Source organism: Bacillus sp. FJAT-49736 (assembly GCF_018343615.1).
Taxonomy (GTDB): Bacteria; Bacillota; Bacilli; order Bacillales; family Bacillaceae_C; genus Margalitia.
On sequence record NZ_JAGYPI010000002.1, the window covers coordinates 348,298 to 364,351 of the forward strand.

Sequence of the window (16,054 nt, forward strand, 5' to 3'; positions counted from 1 at the left end):
CAGCTACATCTCCTTTACCTTTTGTTTTAAAATTTTCCCACTCGCATTGTATGGAAGTTCTTTAACAAAGCTATACAACCGTGGATTCTTGTATTCGGCAAGGTGATCTGCGACAAATTGTCTCAGCTCCCTTTCCTCTACAAGAGAATCCTCTTTTAAAACAATGACCGCCTTAATCGTTTCTCCCCACTCCCCGTGCTCTACTCCGACCACACAAGCTTGGGATACATCAGGATGCCTTGTAAGAACCTCTTCAATCTCACGCGGGTACACATTCACACCGCCTGGGATGATGACATCCTTTTTCCGATCCACAATGTAAAAAAAACCGTCTTCATCACGGTACGCAATATCACCGGAATGGAGCCATCCATCTTTTAGAGCATCCAGAGTATCGGCATCATTTTTATAGTAGCCAGCCATTAAACTATCACCTTTTAACACAATTTCTCCATATTCCCCTGGAGCCGTTTCGGTACCTTCATCCGTTAATACCTTCATTTCAACGTTCACTACTGATGTTTTTCCGATACTACCAGGCTTTAGTTGATGCTCCTCCGGTCTTAAATAACATCCATTCGGACCAGCTTCCGTTAGTCCGTACACCTGATAAAAGTTTTTATTATTAAAAGCTTGGCTGACGAATTGAAAGGATGCAAGCGGCATGGCACCGCCACCGTAGGCAAACAATCTCATACTGGATAAATCAGACGTTGCTAGTCCCTGATCCTTCGCTGCCAGTAGATAGGCAATTGGAGCTGCGAAGGTTAGCGTTGTCTTCTCCTCTTGTATCCATTTTAAAAAGTCTTGCGGCGCGTAATCTCCTATTATATGTGTGGCACCGCAATAAAAAGGCGCCATGAAAAATAAGTTAAGCGGTGCAGAATGGGACAGCGGCATAAGGGTAAGCGCACGGTCCTTACTTGAAATGTGAAATTCAATCGCAATCCCTGTCGCTGCTGCAATAATCTGTTCATGGGTGAACTGCACTCCCTTTGGAACACCTGTTGTACCGGAAGTAAGCACAATTTGGCAAATATCCCTATGGTCAATCGGTAAATGTAAATTATCAGTAGAATAACTTAAGGATTGCTCCACCGCTTTTTCAATGGAAAAAGGATGCGGGATGTTCAGCTGATTGTTCACTTCATGAATAACTGTTGAGAAAACGCTTTCAAAAAGGACTCCAACTGTGTCCATATTTTCTAAGATAGGAATCATTTCATTGGCAGTGAGGCGGCCATTAAGCGGAATGGGTATAGCACCAAGCTTCATTAAAGCAAAGTAAGCATAAAAGAAGTGTTCATTATTTCGGGAGAGCACAGCAACATGATCCTTTCGCTTCACTCCTTTTTCCTGAAGGTAGCGGGCAAGACGGTTTGCTGCACTGTTCATATCTGGATAGGTTAATCGTGCTGTTTTGGAAATGAATGCTTCTTTTTTGGAATGCTTCCTTGCATTTCTTTCTAAGACACGATGAATGGTAATCAAACCATTTCCTCCTTTTATTATGTTTGATCGCAAAAATCCCTGGATCATTTTCATTCATTTAAAAGTCGTTCGCGATGTGCCAGAATTTCGGATTTAACGGTCTGTAAATCCAATATTTTTTCCTCTATTTCTTGCAGCTTCCGGTCCGAATATTCTAGTATTCTTTGTTTCTCTGCTTCACCAGTCGGGTTGTTTTCATAGAGATTCACCATTTCCCGAATTTCATCCAGACTAAATCCGAGGCGCTTTCCGCGCAGTATTAATTTCAGCCGTCGTCTTTGACTATCGGTAAAAACACGTTGCTGATTAGGCTCCACCCTTTGTTCGGAGTTAATCAGACCTAATTCTTCATAATAACGAATAGTCCTCGAGCTAATATCAAACATTGAAGCAATCTCGCTAATTAAAAATTCTCTTTCCGCCATCCACCTTCCCTCCTTTTATGCAATTAAGTTGACGTTAACGTCAACTATTAATATTATTGTAATTTACTTCCGATCTAATAGCAACACTATTCTGAAATTTAACAAACTTTGTGCCTGGTACCACACCATAAATATTTTGTATAGTTTCTGTTATTTTATCTGGGGAGACATAAGTATATATAAATGGATCATGAAGGAGTGGAAGCAGCATGAGTGTACCATTTTCAGGGAAAATGAGAGCAAGTATATTAGCAACCATGGAACAGAACCAATACGATGTATTCATAATCGGTGGCGGCATAACAGGTGCCGGTATTGCCTTAGATGCGGCCACGCGCGGATTAAAAGTGGCTCTCGTCGAAATGCAGGATTTTGCTGGAGGTACTTCGAGCCGCTCCACGAAGCTTGTTCACGGCGGTCTCCGTTATTTAAAGCAATTCGAAATAAATGTGGTGTCAGAAGTCGGAAAAGAACGGGCCATTGTGTATCAAAACGGCCCCCATGTAACCATCCCCCAATGGATGCTGCTGCCAATTCATAAAGGTGGAACGTTCGGAAAAACTACTACATCGATTGGTCTTAGGCTCTATGATTTTTTAGCAAGGGTAAAAAAAGAAGAAAGACGCAGAATGCTGAATCCAGCTGAGACGCTGCAAAAAGAGCCGCTACTAAAAAGTGAAGGCTTAAGAGGCAGCGGCTATTACGTGGAATATCGAACAGATGACGCCAGATTGACTATTGAGGTGATTAAAGCAGCAGTGGAAGCTGGGGCGCATATAGTTAACTACACTAAGACCGAAGCCTTTCAATATGACACACATAATAAGGTAAATGGCATGATTATTAAGGATACTTTTACGAATAAAACCTATCAAGTGAAGGCGAAAAGAATAGTTAATGCTGCCGGTCCTTGGGTTGATCATGTCCGTTCAATGGATTTCTCTAAAAATAACAAACAGCTTCGGTTAACAAAAGGGATACATATTGTCCTCGATCAAAGTGTGTTTCCTTTAAAACAATCCGTTTATTTCGATGCCCCCGATAATCGCATGGTGTTCGCGATTCCACGTGACGGAAAAACCTATGTGGGCACAACCGATACCTTTTATGATCAGGAGATCCAACATCCGCAGGTTACAGTGCAAGACCGAAACTATCTCATCCACGCTATCCATTATATGTTTCCCAAACTTACTCTCACCGAAGAGGATGTTGAATCTAGCTGGGCCGGTGTTCGACCGCTCATTTATGAGGAAGGTAAGGACCCCTCGGAAATATCCCGAAAGGATGAAATTTGGGAATCAGACAGTGGACTTATCACCATTGCCGGAGGAAAACTGACAGGATATCGCAAAATGGCTGAAAATGTTGTGGACCTTATCATGAAACAGTTGACTGCAACTTCGGGTATAAGGTTTCAACCGTGCCAAACCAAATATCATCCTATTTCTGGAGGGCACCTCGATCATTTGGCTGATTTTATTGAAAGAAAAACGAAAGAAGCCACCCATAATAAAATGACCGAAGCAGAAGCCAGAATACTTATACAAAAATACGGAAGCAATGTAGATACTCTGTTTGATTATGCCGAAAAAGCTAACTCGCCATTACCCCCATTTATCTATGCGCAATTAATGTATTGCATTGAACAGGAAATGGTAGTAAAGCCGGTGGATTTTTTTATCAGAAGAACGGGCAGTCTTTACTTTAACATCGCATGGGTTCATCAATGGAAGAAGCAAGTAGTGGCAGAAATGAAAGAAATTATGGGATGGAGCTCGGAAGAAGCAGATAGCATGAAAAAGGAATTGGAGGATGAACTGCATCATGCGGTGACTCCTCAGGTTAAGTGCTGATCAGGAAAATTTATTGATTGATTTGACGTCTTTATTGCATTACTTATAAAAATACCACTTCCTTGTAGCATTGCAATCCGACACATCTCAATTTTCAATATATTTTTCTCCCATTTAAGACGTATTATTCTTTTACATTTTCCATGGATATTTCACTTATATTTGCACATTATAGTAGCACAACAAAATGAAGGAGTGCATTTGAAATGAAAGACGTGAAAAATGAAGAGAAAACAATAAAAGACCTTTTTGGAGTAGAGCCGGACATGAGCCTCCAATCTGTTCAATTCGCCGCTTCCGAAAACCGATATTTAACGGAGCACGAGGAAGAAGATTTAGAATAGCTTCGACACCTTTTTTATAGTGCCTGGCACCCATTTATCCTTACGGGACTGGTACCACTGCGTACTCCCCTTTAAGTGGAAAACCATAGTGAAAGATTCCGCTCCAAAATAGATGAATAGAAAAAAATATACTTGGAAACATTATCACCGAGGTGATGCAAATGAAAAAGGCTGCTATACTATTCCTTTTATTCTTTTTTGCTGGAAGTTTATCCATCGCAAAGGCCGAGCAGGTTAATCTGAAAAAGATAACAGAAATTCAAGCGACAAATCCAAATGTGTTAATTGAATTAGTTACCCCTGCCGTAACGGAGGCTGTAAAAGAGGAACATGGAGAACAGGCAATGTGGAAACCGGATGCAATTACCAAGCTATCGATTCATAATGACCATACGGTAAAACCATCAAAGCGTTGGTACGAAATTAAAATGAAAATATTCGTCCAAGGACCTGGAGAAAACGAAAAACACGTGGATTTAGTGATTGCAAGCATCAAAACAAAAGCGGACTTAACAAAGGCACAATCAAAAGAAAATCTTAGTGATGCAACTGTTAGAGTCATAGAATTTATTCATGATGCCCAATAGGTAGAATAAAGACGGTTCATTCGCTTATTTTAAAAGAAGCGGAAGAGAACCGTCTTTATCTTTTTTAATATTATTGTTTTCCCCAATAAAGTGGAGTTTGCCAAACTATCCTTCGAAATAATATATATTCGATACCAAGTAAGACATTTCAAATGGTAAAAAAGGGGCGGTACCGCAATGATACGAATGACCGTCCTTTTTTCTTTGTTTATTTCAAACCAACCTGTGATTTTGCACTAACTTTGCCATTCATAAAGGAAATCGCAACGGAGCTAAACTCGGTGTTTCCTTTAAATTGATAGATTTTAGAAGTAAAACCACCAGCGCTTGCTTCCGCCGTTAATGTCCCGTTACTGCCAATAATTGCTCTTACCTGAGAAATGGTCATCCCATTCCTAATTTGGTTAAACTCCTTTAATGAGCAACTCGGATCATTTGCATTTTGCAGTTTAATATTTTTAGTTAGCACCCACCCTGTTTTCTTGCCAAATTTAATCTGGGAAAATCCTTTTTTAGATGCTAGAACACTTACTTTATTTCCTTTTGACTTTTTGCCGATTACCTTAGAATGCGTTGAATAACTTGAATATACTTTTACTGTCGCAGTAATCGTACCCGATTTACTGGCAGCCTCTGCCGGTTTTGCAGTAATATGCCCCAGTCCAAAGGTAATAGCTATCGATAGTAGACTAACTAATAAATAGCGTAATTTTTTCACATTAATCCCCCATTTTCCTTTTATTACGATTTTTATTATAAGTTACTTGGGAGAAATCTAGAATACCCATATTAAAATAGTAAGTCCTAGCCTATAGATATTTTTGGTAGGTAAAATGAATATTAACAGACTGTTTAGCTCTAATTAACAAATTCTACACATTTCCAATGTATACTGAATATAAAAGATGAACAGAATATGTAAATGTGACCTAGCAATATGCGATCCAATTATTGCGACTCCACCATAGTATAAATCTCGGAGGTGTAGAAAATGGAACCACTTTTGAACTCCCTTTTCATTCTCGATTTAATTGGTGCCTTTGCTTATATTTTTTACATGACATTTATAGAGCAAAAAGTAAAATAGAACAACCTTTTCATCTTTTCCTCAACAATGACTGTGTATATAGTATATGATTGGTAAAAATGCCATCTGCACCAGCTTCCATCACTCGCTTTTGTTCCGCTTTCTCCGAATTCACATCGAAAAAGAAAATATATACCTTTAAATTATTCCGATGTAATGTGCGAATTAATTCTTTGTCCGCCAGATCCGAGTTCATGCCTATGCCTAATGCATATTTTTTCCATTCTGTTATTTTTTCCATTGTAAAATCGTGTTTGGATTGCAATTTCACTAATTGCACTAGTGGAATTTTATCATTCATTTCATGGATTTTTTTCAAGCTTTTATCAGAGAACGATTCAATGATGACTTTATTTTTTGTGATGAGTCCCTTCTGATTCAGCAAATCCAATAAGGGCTTTTCCATTTTCAGCTCATTGTCGACTTCTCTTGTTTCAATAAAATATTGAGTCCGGGACCCGAATTGATGAAGAAGCTCCTCCAATGAAATGAGGCGTTCATTTTTATATTTTTCATGGAACCAAGTTCCCGCATCGAGCTGTTTTAGCTGTTGGAAAGAAAAGCTGCCAACATTTCCATGGCCATTCGTGGTTCTATCTACCGTTTGATCATGCATTAATATAAGCTGATTATCTTTCGTTAGGCGCAAATCCATTTCGATATAATCAGCCTTATTCTTGACCGCCAATTTGAAAGCGCTCATTGTTTCCTCTGGTGCCCGGTCACTGGCACCCCTGTGAGCAATTATTTTAACAGATTTTGCAGCGTTTGCTATTTCGGAATAACCAATAACAGTAAGAATAAATATTCCAATGATTAGTATTATTTGTAGTGTCTTCATACACTTATATTACCAAAGTAACGGGTATTTAGTCACAGAACTTATTTATTCAATGGTAATAATCGGCTTCTTTTTGGTGTCCAGCCATTTGATAACCTTCAAAAGATCCTTTTCACTTATCGCGATACAGCCTAATGTATAGCGTGTGGAGCTTTTTTTAATATGAAGAAAGATGGCGCTGCCTGCCCCTTTGACTATTGGGTCGTCATTATAACGTATAACAACTGCGTATTTATAAAGGGGATGTGTAAGTCGTTCAAAGGATCGCCATCTTTTATACGGATCGCCTTTATAATTAATCCACTTATTGTAATCTGGTGATTTTACATCATCAATCCAATAATCGTTTTTAGTTACACTTCGAAATGGATATTTTAATCCGGAAGGCTTTGTTCCCCAGCCAAATGAAGTGCCAAGCAGGAAGGTGCCGCGCGGAGTAAGCGCATCGCCTTCCTTCGTCTTCCCTGCTCCTTTTTTTCCGATTACGGCTTGCATGGATGAGCCTACCTTCACCCATTTTCCTTTTTGCTTTTCATATCTTGTTAAGGTTGCGGTGGTTTTTACCTTCTTGGATGGCGTAACCAGAAGCATCTGCGAAGCTGCTGATTTTAATGATGCTGCCTTGCTGATTTGGGCCTTTACATTATGGCCGTCCAGATGGAAAAAGAATAATGTAATAAAAATAGTGATGCTTATCGTGATGAATTTTTTCATGGTTGTCTCCTTAGATGTGTAATTCTCACTTTAGGATAGCAGAAAATCAGATTATACTGAATATAACTTAAGCTAATGATGCGATGTAAAATATGGAAAAAGGACATGACCACTAAGCCATGTCCTTTCATTATTATATGGATACAGTGTTAATAGGTGGTTTCTCATCCAATACATATCTCGTATCCGCCGAGAATGCCCAAACAACCCAGAGGATGAGATAGACTGGTGATAAGAAGATGTTAAATAGTACATAAGCCCCGTTCTTTTTATATGCATTTAACAGTTCAATTTGCCAAAGTATCGCGAATATGAAATTTGCGATTGGAACAAAGTACATTAATACCCACCAGCCGCTCTTTTTAATCAGTAATAATTGCTGAATGCTATTACACACTGGAACCCATGCCATCCAAGCAATATCATTACGTCCGGCAATTTTCGCCAATTTCATAAAGGAGATACCATAAAGAACATAGAATGCCACACAAATTACAACATAAATAAATATTAAAAACTCGAACATATATTAGTTCCCCTCTTCTTTTGTTAACGATATTCCATTAGACAAGTTATTCGTTTCTACCCTTATTTCCCCGTTGTTACTTTTCGCTGAACCAATCGCTAGAGCACCGGCTACAATAATCAGAATTGCTGGAATTAGATTAAATAAATTCATGACAAGGCAGACAATACCTACTACTAAAAGCCATATGCCTGCATTTCGCAATCCTTTCTTTTCCATGCTTCCCGGTGTCGATTTTACAAGAGTTATGATAAAACCGGAGATCGTAATGCCGCTTTGCAAGAATGAAAATATAAGACCTAAACCAAGTGCAGCATCCGATACGTCATCACTGGGATTATCATAATCTATCATTCCACCGTAGAAGAACGTACCAATAAAAAGCCAAACAATAGAACCAAGTATCCCTAGGATAGAGCCAATCAACCCCATTACAAATATCCCTTGCTTGTTCACTATTGCTTCCCCTCCCCTCTATTAATAAATGAGTCCATGACATCATAATATATAATTACGACATAATTCAACAGCTTTTATTTTTTCGACAAAATCTGCTGTGCCCTGCACCAAAATTAATAGATTTCTGATGCACTACTATTGCCTCACATGCTAATCTACCAAAATAGTAAAATCATTACATTTTTAGTGTATATCGACCCACCAATCGCTAATATTATGCTATACTTTCATTATAGTAAAATAGCATCAGGAGGATTGTATCATGCCTAAGATGAAGTTGGTAATGTTGTTTACATTACTGGTGTCTTTTTGTGTGCCTTTTGCACATCCGGTTAATGCAGAAGAACAGCACACTTTAATAGTAGAGGAACTAGATTCTAATCAATTGCTAGGAACCTATTCGGGAAGGGGTACAATAACTGTTTCGGTGAATGGTGAAAGCTTAGGTGAGCTAGAGTTAAGTGAACAAGGCCCTTTTACCATAAAATTTAATAGATACATAGCTGCACAATCCATTTTAACCGTTCAAATAAAGGATCAAGACGGCTACATAGAGAGCCATTCTATTACATACCATCCTGCAAGCATTACATCTATTGATATTCAACAAAATCTTTTAACTGGCTGGGTAGAGGGAAAAGATGCAAACATATACGCGTATGTTGGGGACCAAAGCTTGCCAATGAAGGATTTCCGTCCTGAAAATGGAAGCTTCGTCTTCTACCTTCCTTCAAGAATTCAGCCTACTGAACTTATCAAGGTAGTTTCGGAGACAGATGGTGTAAAAAACGGTATCTTTTTCGGCACTGAAGATGCTTCCATACCCGCCATTCCAAAAATAAATGGCATTTATAATAATGCGGATAGAATTACAGGAACTGCAGAACCATATAGCCAGGTTATGTTTTTCATTAATGGGAAATGGTATTCCACCTTGCTTGAGGATAACACTGAGTTTTCCTTTGAATTAAGTGAAAAATTACCGGCTGGAACAAAAATATCCACTTATACTATTAACCGACTTGGAAAGGAAAGTCCAAGAATCACGATAACTGTTTTGGATAAAATACCACCAAAAATACCTGTTGTTTCTGACATTACGAGTCAGTCATTTTTTATAAAAGGAAATTCCGAAGTAAATTCAAAAATATACATTTTAAAAAATGGTAAATCATACAAATCGGTTCAAGCTAATTCTAGTGGGAACTTTACTGTGAAAATACCCCTTCAGAAGGCAAATACATTATTTGAATTCTACGCAGTCGATAAAGCTGGAAATAAAAGTGCGGTCACGAAGGTAAGAGTCAGCAAGAAAAATAGACCAAGTAAGAAGGTTCTGTCTGCAAGGCTTGTGAAACAAATGCCGAAGCTGCCAAGAGGCTGTGAGGTTACATCCTTATCGATGCTTCTAGATCATGCAGGCGTCAAGGTTAGCAATCTTACTCTTGCAAAAAAGGTAAAAAAAGACCCTACCCCTTATAGGGTTAAGAGTAGAAAAAAAGTGTACTTTGGCAATCCAAATAATGGTTTTGTCGGAAATATGTATACCTTTGGCAAGCCCGGTCTTGGTGTGTATCACAAGCCAATTGCGGATTTAGCTAACACATATTTACCAGACAGAATTATCGATTTGACCGGAAGCTCCTTTGATGTAGTGAAAGATTATGTTGGAGCCGGCCACCCTGTATGGGTAGTTACAACTAGTACTTTCCGTTATGTACCAAGCAGCCACTGGCAAACGTGGTATACACCAACAGGAAAAATTCGCATTACTTATAAAGAACATGCAGTTCTAATAACGGGTTATGACAGTAAATATGTTTATGTAAACGACCCACTCTATGGCAAAAAAAATAAAAAACTAAACATGAAATCCTTCATGGAAGGCTGGAAACAATTCGGAAACCAAGCGGTAAGCTATTACTAATAAAAATGGAGCATGGCCCCATTTTAAGCTGAATCTTCCCATCATTCATCCAACTCTCCAAAACAAAAAGCCGGTACCAGACCTCCTACTTAGAGGCTAAAGTACCGGCTATTTTTATTTATTGCTTAATCCAACCAGATTCCGTTTGCAACCATCCATTCCATTCCGCAGTGGCAATGATCGACGTACCTGCTTGAATGGTGCCTAGCTTTTCTGCATTAGATGTTGGATATGGATAAATATCTGTATCTTGCTCTAATAATAAGGAAGTTTCAGTGGAAACTGGGTTAAAGCGTCGAGTTACCTCTTTTGAAGAGATCCACTTGATTCCGCCATTCATCTCAATTCCAATATATGACCCAAAAGTTTTTACTGCGTGAACGACTTGCACCTTAATGGCTGTAGATGGAGCACCATCCTTAGGCTCGTCTCTTACAACGGTGTCATTATTAATTAATACGTTCTCATCTATATTCTGTGAAGATCCATTGAATACATGCTCTCCGTCAATCCATATGGTTCCTAATGTTAGATCAGAAATGCGATACCAGCTGCCTTTAGTAGCGTTAACTTGATAGGTTCCGGCCGGAAGAGATAGTTTAGTCGATTGCTCCTTCTCTGGACGAGTGTAGACCTTTTTGTTAGTAAAAGTAGTAATCACCTTATTAACATGCGTTAACCGCTTTTCCCAATAAGTATCACTTAGTGAAGCAAGGTAAAGCCCTACTTTCTTATTACGATTCCATTCGTCCCCCATGATACTTAACGGAGGATTAGAATTATTCACAATCCGGGATATTTCCAGCGTAAATCCCGGTCTTTTAAAAGAATAGGTGAACCAATCGGTATACCCTGACCCTTTTTGATTACGAGTATGTGGCACGATACTGTAGCCAGTTATACCATGTAAAGTTTTTGCTAGAGAAAGATCTCGCTTGTACTGGCTTCCGGTTTGTTTATAGCCCCAATATAAAATATGACCGCTGGAATGATAGGATACTTCTACCTCTGGATTCACCCATTTTGTAAAATTATACATCGCTTTTGCTTCAGGAGCTTCAAGCGGACGCGAGCCAGAGTAGTTCATATACCATCTGTGTTTGATAGATCCTTTATACCAGCCGCCTGGATATTGACGATTTAAATCGATTCCTTGGGCGTTTGCCTTCCATCTTTTAAAATTCGTGCTTCCACCATTCATGGAGATCAATGATTTCCGCACCTTTTGCGGAAAGGCTTTTACTCCCTTTTGCTGTAGTGTAACGCCATCCGGATTCACCATTGGCACAAACCATATGGATGTTTGATCTAACACCTTTTTCGCGGAATAACCTGAAATATTTGTATTTTTCGTATATGCCTCCGCATATTGCTCGATCATTTCCATCGTTAAGTTTGTAGTCGGCCACTCTCTCGCATGGTGCGCCGCATTGATCAACAACGTAGCATCGCCCTTTCCAAGCTTAACTGCCCAAATAGTACGTCCATAGGGGGTTTTACCGATGGATCGGACAGTAATAAGGGAAGGGTATTTCTTTGCTAAAAGCTGAACATCCTTCGTTAATTGTTCATACGTATACATCTTTTTCGAATTTACAATTGCTGCCTGCGCCTTTGGAGTTGGAAAGAATCCAAGCAAAAGAACGCATACCACAACCCAAGCTAATTTCCTCATTTCCCCACCTCTTGCTGTTATTAATCTATTAGTTTTGTGAAATTAGTACTTTATGATTATATCACGGAATGCGCAATAAGAAGCTGGGTTTTTTGGAGAAAAATTGGAATTTTAGTAGGGGAAAAGTGGAATATAGTGCTTGGAGGCCATTTTTTATTTATTCTAATCTCCCCAATAGATGCATATCACTATTATCATATTACGGTGTTTTTATATTGGGATATGGTAAAAAAGAACGATTTTCCAAATGATGCAAAGGTCTCAATTTAAATCAATTATTAAAATAATACACCAATTTTTTCCTAAACATGATATATTTTCAAAAGGCAAATAAAAAAGGGGGAAATAAGATGAAAAAATGGGTAGCTTGCCTAATAACTGCAGTTCTTCTTCTTGGAATTTCAACAATGGGAATAGGTACAGCAACTAAAGTAGAAGCAGCAACCGTTAATAAACAATTGAATGATAAAATAAAAACCGAATTCTACTTTATGAAAGCTTATACTGCAAACAAATCAAATGACGAAGGAAAAAAACTCACTTTAAAAGCGTTAGCACAATACAATAAAGATAAAAGCTCCATTGGGAAATTGAATTTAACGCCAGATGCAAAGACGTATCTTGACACCATATTAAATACTACACAAAAGGTTATTGATAGCGTTAATGAAAGAAAAGCATATGATAATAAGAAAGCAAACGATAAGCTTTTAAAGATATATAATGATAAAAAACTAAGCCGCTCCAAAAAGAACAGTGAATTCAATACCGCTTATAAAAAGGGATACAAGGACTATTTAAGCTGGACAATGGATGATATTGTTCTAACACAGGAAACCATTTTCATAGAACTGTTGTTAGAAGACGGAAACAACTTAATCGAGAAGGAAGAGCTGGAGCTATGGCATTCATATATTGCCGCATTATCTGCACAAAACATGCAAAAATACTTTTATAATGATCTAATCAAACGGGAAAAACAGTTTGATAAGAAATACTCTTCCCTTTTAAAAAAATACAGCAAAAGTAAAGATATGAAAACAAGACTTACTTTCTATAAAAATGAATATAACAAAACGAAGAAGGCTATTGAAATACATGCCTTTGGCAAAAAAGCGATTGATAAGGTTAACTTAGAAACCTACTTAGACAGTGAACAAGAGCTATCCGAAACTATTAAGTCATTGAAATCTATCAATCAAACTTACTTGCAGGAAATTAAAAGTTTAACTCCACTCGATTTGGATTTGGCAACGGAGCTAAATGAACTTGCCTTGAAAAGACTTTAAAACAATTATTATATCCCCTATGTTCTTCACTTGTGGAGGAACATAGGTTTTTTTTTGGGTCCTTTGGAAAATAAGTTGGTCTCTTAAACAAAAATTTCAAAACTTCAAGCGGAATTTCTGACAATTGAAGCGAAAATTCTACTGCTTTTGGGAATTTTTCAGCTGCTCTAAGCAATGATTCTAACGTATTCGCAGTTAATAATTATTTTCCAGTAGAACTTTGTCAACTCACTAATCTATATTGTATTCTCGCGAAAATTGATCTTATTCTTGCCATTTCAAGTGATAGTCTAACGAGTAATTTCGCTTTTCCTGCTAAATCGGATATTATTTCCTCCATACTCCGGCATCATTCCTCCGTTTAGGATGTTATTCTCGCCATACTAACGGTATAATCCTGCCATTTCCGATGTTATTCCGCCATACTCCGGCATAATCCCGCCATTTTGGATCATAATCCCGCCAAATCAAACAATAATTCCGCCGAACTTTACTATAATCCCGCCAATCCCACGAATTTCCTTTGTTGTTTGTTTTGAATAAAAATACTATAAAATCAAAAACTATTATCATAAATTTATAATGATAGACATCTATCAGTTCTACTTTGCTTTTCATCACATGATAGTTTTCCATTTAAGCTTTCATAACCTCCTTTGGATACAGTATTCTACATATTTCTCTCCAAATTATAATAAACGCAAATTCACCGAATATTTTTAATAGAATTGAATTCATGCTTTTTTTGCTGTCGTATTATAGGAAAACCTCAAAATCTTTTAGGAAAAAACTCACTTTCCCGTATTTTCCCCTCTAAATATGTCAAAATGACAATTCGATAGAATACATTTTTTTCAGGTAGAGTGGACTTAACCCGGGAATACATGACAAAAGGCGCCTTTTGTGAAAGGCATGTCGAATGGAAGATTTTCAGTATGTATTCAAAGAATTTGAGGCGATGATTCATCATATTTTGCATTCCTTGCATATTTACAAAAACTATGACGAATTTTTTCAAATAGGATTAATAGCTTTGTGGGAGGCAAGAAGAAAATTCGATCCGAGCAAGGGGGCATTTTCAAGCTATGCGTATATGACGATTAAAGGTAGGGTGCTTAGCGAGATGAAAAAATCAGCGATTATCGATGACCGCCAGCTATATCCGAAGGAGGAATTCTGGGATTATCAACAGGAAGAATGTGCGGTGGAGCCTTTAGAAATAGAGACTTTACTAGCATATTGTACGGGACTAACGAAAAATCAAATAAAATGGGTGGTTGCCACATTTTATTTAGGTATGAGTGTTGCAGAGATTGCGACTTATGAAGAGGTATCGGAGTCGGCGGTGAAGAAATGGAAACGGGGGGCGATGGAGAAGATTCGGGTAAGGGTTCTGAATGGATCTATTCATGCGTGAAAAGAGTTGTGAAAACGAAATCGAACGGACACACAATCTGATATTGTACCCATATAGTAGACAGTTTTAGAAAACCGCACTCTTGAAAACCATGTTATAGTTTTTTTGTGGGGAAAGGGGAACGGTTTATATGAAAGCAAAAAAAATATATCCATACGAGTTAAAAAAACAGGTAGTAGAGGAATACATGGAGGGAAACTCCGCAAGTGAGTTGGGGGAAAAGTATGATGTGGATCGTAGACGAGTTCATGATTGGGTAAAGAGAGTAAAAGCAGGAGGGTTTCAAGCCTTAGTGGATAGTAGAGGAATAAAAAGCAAAGGCAAAAGAAAAAAAGAGGAAGAATCCCTACAAGAGAAATATGAGAAACTTCAGTTGGAGAACATGTATTTAAAAAAGTTATTGGATCTAAAAAGGGGGTGAATGACAAAGAAGTACATTTTGCTTTTATACATGCAAACTCCAAACAATATCCGATATCTAAATTAGTCACCATAACAGAAGTATCTCGGGCTGGGTACTATAAATGGGTAAAAAGATTAGGGAATAATGAGCAAGATAAAAAGGATGAAGAATTACTACCTTTTATATTTAAGATATATAAAGAAAGTAAGGGTACCTATGGAAGAAAGCGAATGAAGATAGCCTTAGAAAATGAGTATCATTTAAAAGTAAATGAGAAGCGCATCTCCAGAATGATGAGGAAGTATGGAATATATTGCAAGATTAGAAGGAAACGCTTTAAGAATAGGCCACAACCACATGGGGAATTTTCCAATATATTAAATAGAAATTTTAAAGCAATAAAGCCTGGAATTAAATTATCGATTGATATTAGTTATATGGAGGTAAAAAAAGGATCACAACGCTGGGTTTATGTATGTGCTATAAAAGATTTATTCAATGGGGAGATTATTGCCTATTCTGTTGGCACAAGTCAAGAGATGAAATTAGTGTATAGAGCATTAGATACCCTAAAAAAGAAAGGGTTTGTGAAAGGAGCACTTTTGCACAGTGATCAAGGCGTCCAATTCACAAACCGTGGCTACATTAAGCGTTTGAAAGACATGGGGATTACCCAGTCTATGTCCCGCAGAGGCAACTGCTGGGACAATGCTTGCATCGAAAACTTCTTTGGTCACATGAAGTGTGAAATGAACCATTTCAGCCAACCTGAAACAGTTCTAGAAGTTTACGAAGCTGTAGAATCATTCATTAATTATTATAACAATAATCGTATACAAACAAAACTTAAAATGAGTCCTGTTCAATATCGATTAAATGCAGGATAATTGTGCGGTTTTTAGTTTGTCTACTTGACGGGTACATGTTCAATCCGCTATCTGTGACAAAATGATGGTATTCAGGATTTTACTCGTTCCGCAAATAAGCAGCATTTTGGTGTGTATTGAGGCAAA

Annotated in this window: 17 protein-coding genes; 8 read left to right on the forward strand and 9 right to left on the reverse strand. The window is 37.9% G+C overall.

Going from position 1 to position 16,054, the window contains the following annotated elements; genetic code table 11:
* Nucleotides 1–3 precede the first annotated feature (3 nt).
* On the reverse strand, nucleotides 4–1,491 hold the full coding sequence (locus KHA87_RS13190; RefSeq protein ID WP_249310388.1) for a class I adenylate-forming enzyme family protein: 1,488 nt from the start codon (nucleotides 1,489–1,491) through the stop codon (nucleotides 4–6).
* A 50-nt stretch (nucleotides 1,492–1,541) separates the two neighbouring features.
* Nucleotides 1,542–1,916: a MerR family DNA-binding protein gene (locus tag KHA87_RS13195; protein WP_213094625.1), complete on the reverse strand. Its 375-nt coding sequence runs from the start codon at nucleotides 1,914–1,916 to the stop codon at nucleotides 1,542–1,544.
* Nucleotides 1,917–2,125: 209 nt separating this feature from the next.
* Here KHA87_RS13195 and KHA87_RS13200 point away from each other — a divergent pair, with 209 nt between their 5' ends.
* The 3 genes from KHA87_RS13200 to KHA87_RS13210 all read left to right on the forward strand — a co-directional run bounded on the left by KHA87_RS13200 (nucleotide 2,126) and on the right by KHA87_RS13210 (nucleotide 4,703).
* Nucleotides 2,126–3,772 carry a glycerol-3-phosphate dehydrogenase/oxidase gene (locus KHA87_RS13200; protein ID WP_213094626.1) on the forward strand — a complete coding sequence of 549 codons (1,647 nt, stop codon included), beginning with the start codon at nucleotides 2,126–2,128 and terminating at the stop codon, nucleotides 3,770–3,772.
* A gap of 206 nt (nucleotides 3,773–3,978) precedes the next feature.
* Nucleotides 3,979–4,116, forward strand: a complete 138-nt coding sequence (locus KHA87_RS13205) for an RNA-binding protein (RefSeq protein WP_213094627.1) — start codon at nucleotides 3,979–3,981, stop codon at nucleotides 4,114–4,116.
* A gap of 161 nt (nucleotides 4,117–4,277) precedes the next feature.
* Entirely contained in the window at nucleotides 4,278–4,703 is a 426-nt protein-coding gene (locus KHA87_RS13210) for a hypothetical protein (RefSeq protein WP_213094628.1), read from the forward strand.
* Nucleotides 4,704–4,911: 208 nt separating this feature from the next.
* Here KHA87_RS13210 and KHA87_RS13215 read toward each other — a convergent pair whose 3' ends face one another.
* The 5 genes from KHA87_RS13215 to KHA87_RS13235 form a co-directional block, all read right to left on the reverse strand.
* Nucleotides 4,912–5,421 carry an SH3 domain-containing protein gene (locus KHA87_RS13215; RefSeq protein WP_213094629.1) on the reverse strand — a complete coding sequence of 170 codons (510 nt, stop codon included), beginning with the start codon at nucleotides 5,419–5,421 and terminating at the stop codon, nucleotides 4,912–4,914.
* 379 nt (nucleotides 5,422–5,800) lie between these two features.
* Nucleotides 5,801–6,631: a glycerophosphodiester phosphodiesterase family protein gene (locus tag KHA87_RS13220; RefSeq protein ID WP_213094630.1), complete on the reverse strand. Its 831-nt coding sequence runs from the start codon at nucleotides 6,629–6,631 to the stop codon at nucleotides 5,801–5,803.
* 45 nt (nucleotides 6,632–6,676) lie between these two features.
* A complete protein-coding gene (locus KHA87_RS13225; protein ID WP_249310389.1) occupies nucleotides 6,677–7,345 on the reverse strand; it encodes a L,D-transpeptidase family protein in 669 nt (222 codons plus the stop codon).
* 133 nt (nucleotides 7,346–7,478) lie between these two features.
* Nucleotides 7,479–7,871 carry a DUF5684 domain-containing protein gene (locus tag KHA87_RS13230; protein WP_213094631.1) on the reverse strand — a complete coding sequence of 131 codons (393 nt, stop codon included), beginning with the start codon at nucleotides 7,869–7,871 and terminating at the stop codon, nucleotides 7,479–7,481.
* 3 nt (nucleotides 7,872–7,874) lie between these two features.
* Nucleotides 7,875–8,327, reverse strand: coding sequence for a hypothetical protein (locus KHA87_RS13235; protein WP_213094632.1), 453 nt, complete (start codon nucleotides 8,325–8,327; stop codon nucleotides 7,875–7,877).
* Nucleotides 8,328–8,592: 265 nt separating this feature from the next.
* Between KHA87_RS13235 and KHA87_RS13240 the strand changes: the two genes are divergently transcribed.
* Nucleotides 8,593–10,257 carry a C39 family peptidase gene (locus KHA87_RS13240; protein WP_213094633.1) on the forward strand — a complete coding sequence of 555 codons (1,665 nt, stop codon included), beginning with the start codon at nucleotides 8,593–8,595 and terminating at the stop codon, nucleotides 10,255–10,257.
* A gap of 118 nt (nucleotides 10,258–10,375) precedes the next feature.
* On the opposite strand, the gene KHA87_RS13245 is transcribed toward KHA87_RS13240, so the two are convergent.
* Nucleotides 10,376–11,932 (reverse strand): M14 family metallopeptidase, encoded by a 1,557-nt coding sequence (locus tag KHA87_RS13245; protein WP_213094634.1) that lies wholly within the window; start codon nucleotides 11,930–11,932, stop codon nucleotides 10,376–10,378.
* A gap of 350 nt (nucleotides 11,933–12,282) precedes the next feature.
* Here KHA87_RS13245 and KHA87_RS13250 point away from each other — a divergent pair, with 350 nt between their 5' ends.
* The gene (locus KHA87_RS13250; protein WP_213094635.1) at nucleotides 12,283–13,221 is read left to right on the forward strand and encodes a hypothetical protein; all 939 of its coding nucleotides are present in this window, start codon (nucleotides 12,283–12,285) and stop codon (nucleotides 13,219–13,221) included.
* Nucleotides 13,222–13,590: 369 nt separating this feature from the next.
* On the opposite strand, the gene KHA87_RS13255 is transcribed toward KHA87_RS13250, so the two are convergent.
* The gene (locus tag KHA87_RS13255; RefSeq protein WP_213094636.1) at nucleotides 13,591–13,857 is read right to left on the reverse strand and encodes a hypothetical protein; all 267 of its coding nucleotides are present in this window, start codon (nucleotides 13,855–13,857) and stop codon (nucleotides 13,591–13,593) included.
* A gap of 283 nt (nucleotides 13,858–14,140) precedes the next feature.
* On the opposite strand from KHA87_RS13255, the gene KHA87_RS13260 reads away from it, so the two are divergent.
* The 3 genes from KHA87_RS13260 to KHA87_RS13270 all read left to right on the forward strand — a co-directional run bounded on the left by KHA87_RS13260 (nucleotide 14,141) and on the right by KHA87_RS13270 (nucleotide 15,928).
* Complete coding sequence (locus tag KHA87_RS13260; protein ID WP_213094637.1) at nucleotides 14,141–14,638, forward strand: sigma-70 family RNA polymerase sigma factor; 498 nt, start codon at nucleotides 14,141–14,143, stop codon at nucleotides 14,636–14,638.
* Between the two features lie 130 nt (nucleotides 14,639–14,768).
* Nucleotides 14,769–15,059, forward strand: a complete 291-nt coding sequence (locus tag KHA87_RS13265) for a helix-turn-helix domain-containing protein (RefSeq protein WP_213092306.1) — start codon at nucleotides 14,769–14,771, stop codon at nucleotides 15,057–15,059.
* Nucleotides 15,056–15,928, forward strand: a complete 873-nt coding sequence (locus tag KHA87_RS13270; protein ID WP_213092307.1) for an IS3 family transposase — start codon at nucleotides 15,056–15,058, stop codon at nucleotides 15,926–15,928. Before KHA87_RS13265 ends, KHA87_RS13270 begins: the two co-directional genes overlap by 4 nt.
* The last annotated feature ends 126 nt before the right edge of the window (nucleotides 15,929–16,054 follow it).

Coding starts and splice junctions, on each gene's coding strand:
- KHA87_RS13195 (WP_213094625.1), bottom strand. CDS start 1,916: ATGGCGGAAAGAGAATTTTTAATTAGCGAGATTGCTTCAATGTTTGAT.
- KHA87_RS13200 (WP_213094626.1), top strand. CDS start 2,126: ATGAGTGTACCATTTTCAGGGAAAATGAGAGCAAGTATATTAGCAACC.
- KHA87_RS13205 (WP_213094627.1), top strand. CDS start 3,979: ATGAAAGACGTGAAAAATGAAGAGAAAACAATAAAAGACCTTTTTGGA.
- KHA87_RS13210 (WP_213094628.1), top strand. CDS start 4,278: ATGAAAAAGGCTGCTATACTATTCCTTTTATTCTTTTTTGCTGGAAGT.
- KHA87_RS13220 (WP_213094630.1), bottom strand. CDS start 6,631: ATGAAGACACTACAAATAATACTAATCATTGGAATATTTATTCTTACT.
- KHA87_RS13225 (WP_249310389.1), bottom strand. CDS start 7,345: ATGAAAAAATTCATCACGATAAGCATCACTATTTTTATTACATTATTC.
- KHA87_RS13230 (WP_213094631.1), bottom strand. CDS start 7,871: ATGTTCGAGTTTTTAATATTTATTTATGTTGTAATTTGTGTGGCATTC.
- KHA87_RS13240 (WP_213094633.1), top strand. CDS start 8,593: ATGCCTAAGATGAAGTTGGTAATGTTGTTTACATTACTGGTGTCTTTT.
- KHA87_RS13245 (WP_213094634.1), bottom strand. CDS start 11,932: ATGAGGAAATTAGCTTGGGTTGTGGTATGCGTTCTTTTGCTTGGATTC.
- KHA87_RS13250 (WP_213094635.1), top strand. CDS start 12,283: ATGAAAAAATGGGTAGCTTGCCTAATAACTGCAGTTCTTCTTCTTGGA.
- KHA87_RS13255 (WP_213094636.1), bottom strand. CDS start 13,857: ATGGAAAACTATCATGTGATGAAAAGCAAAGTAGAACTGATAGATGTC.
- KHA87_RS13260 (WP_213094637.1), top strand. CDS start 14,141: ATGGAAGATTTTCAGTATGTATTCAAAGAATTTGAGGCGATGATTCAT.
- KHA87_RS13265 (WP_213092306.1), top strand. CDS start 14,769: ATGAAAGCAAAAAAAATATATCCATACGAGTTAAAAAAACAGGTAGTA.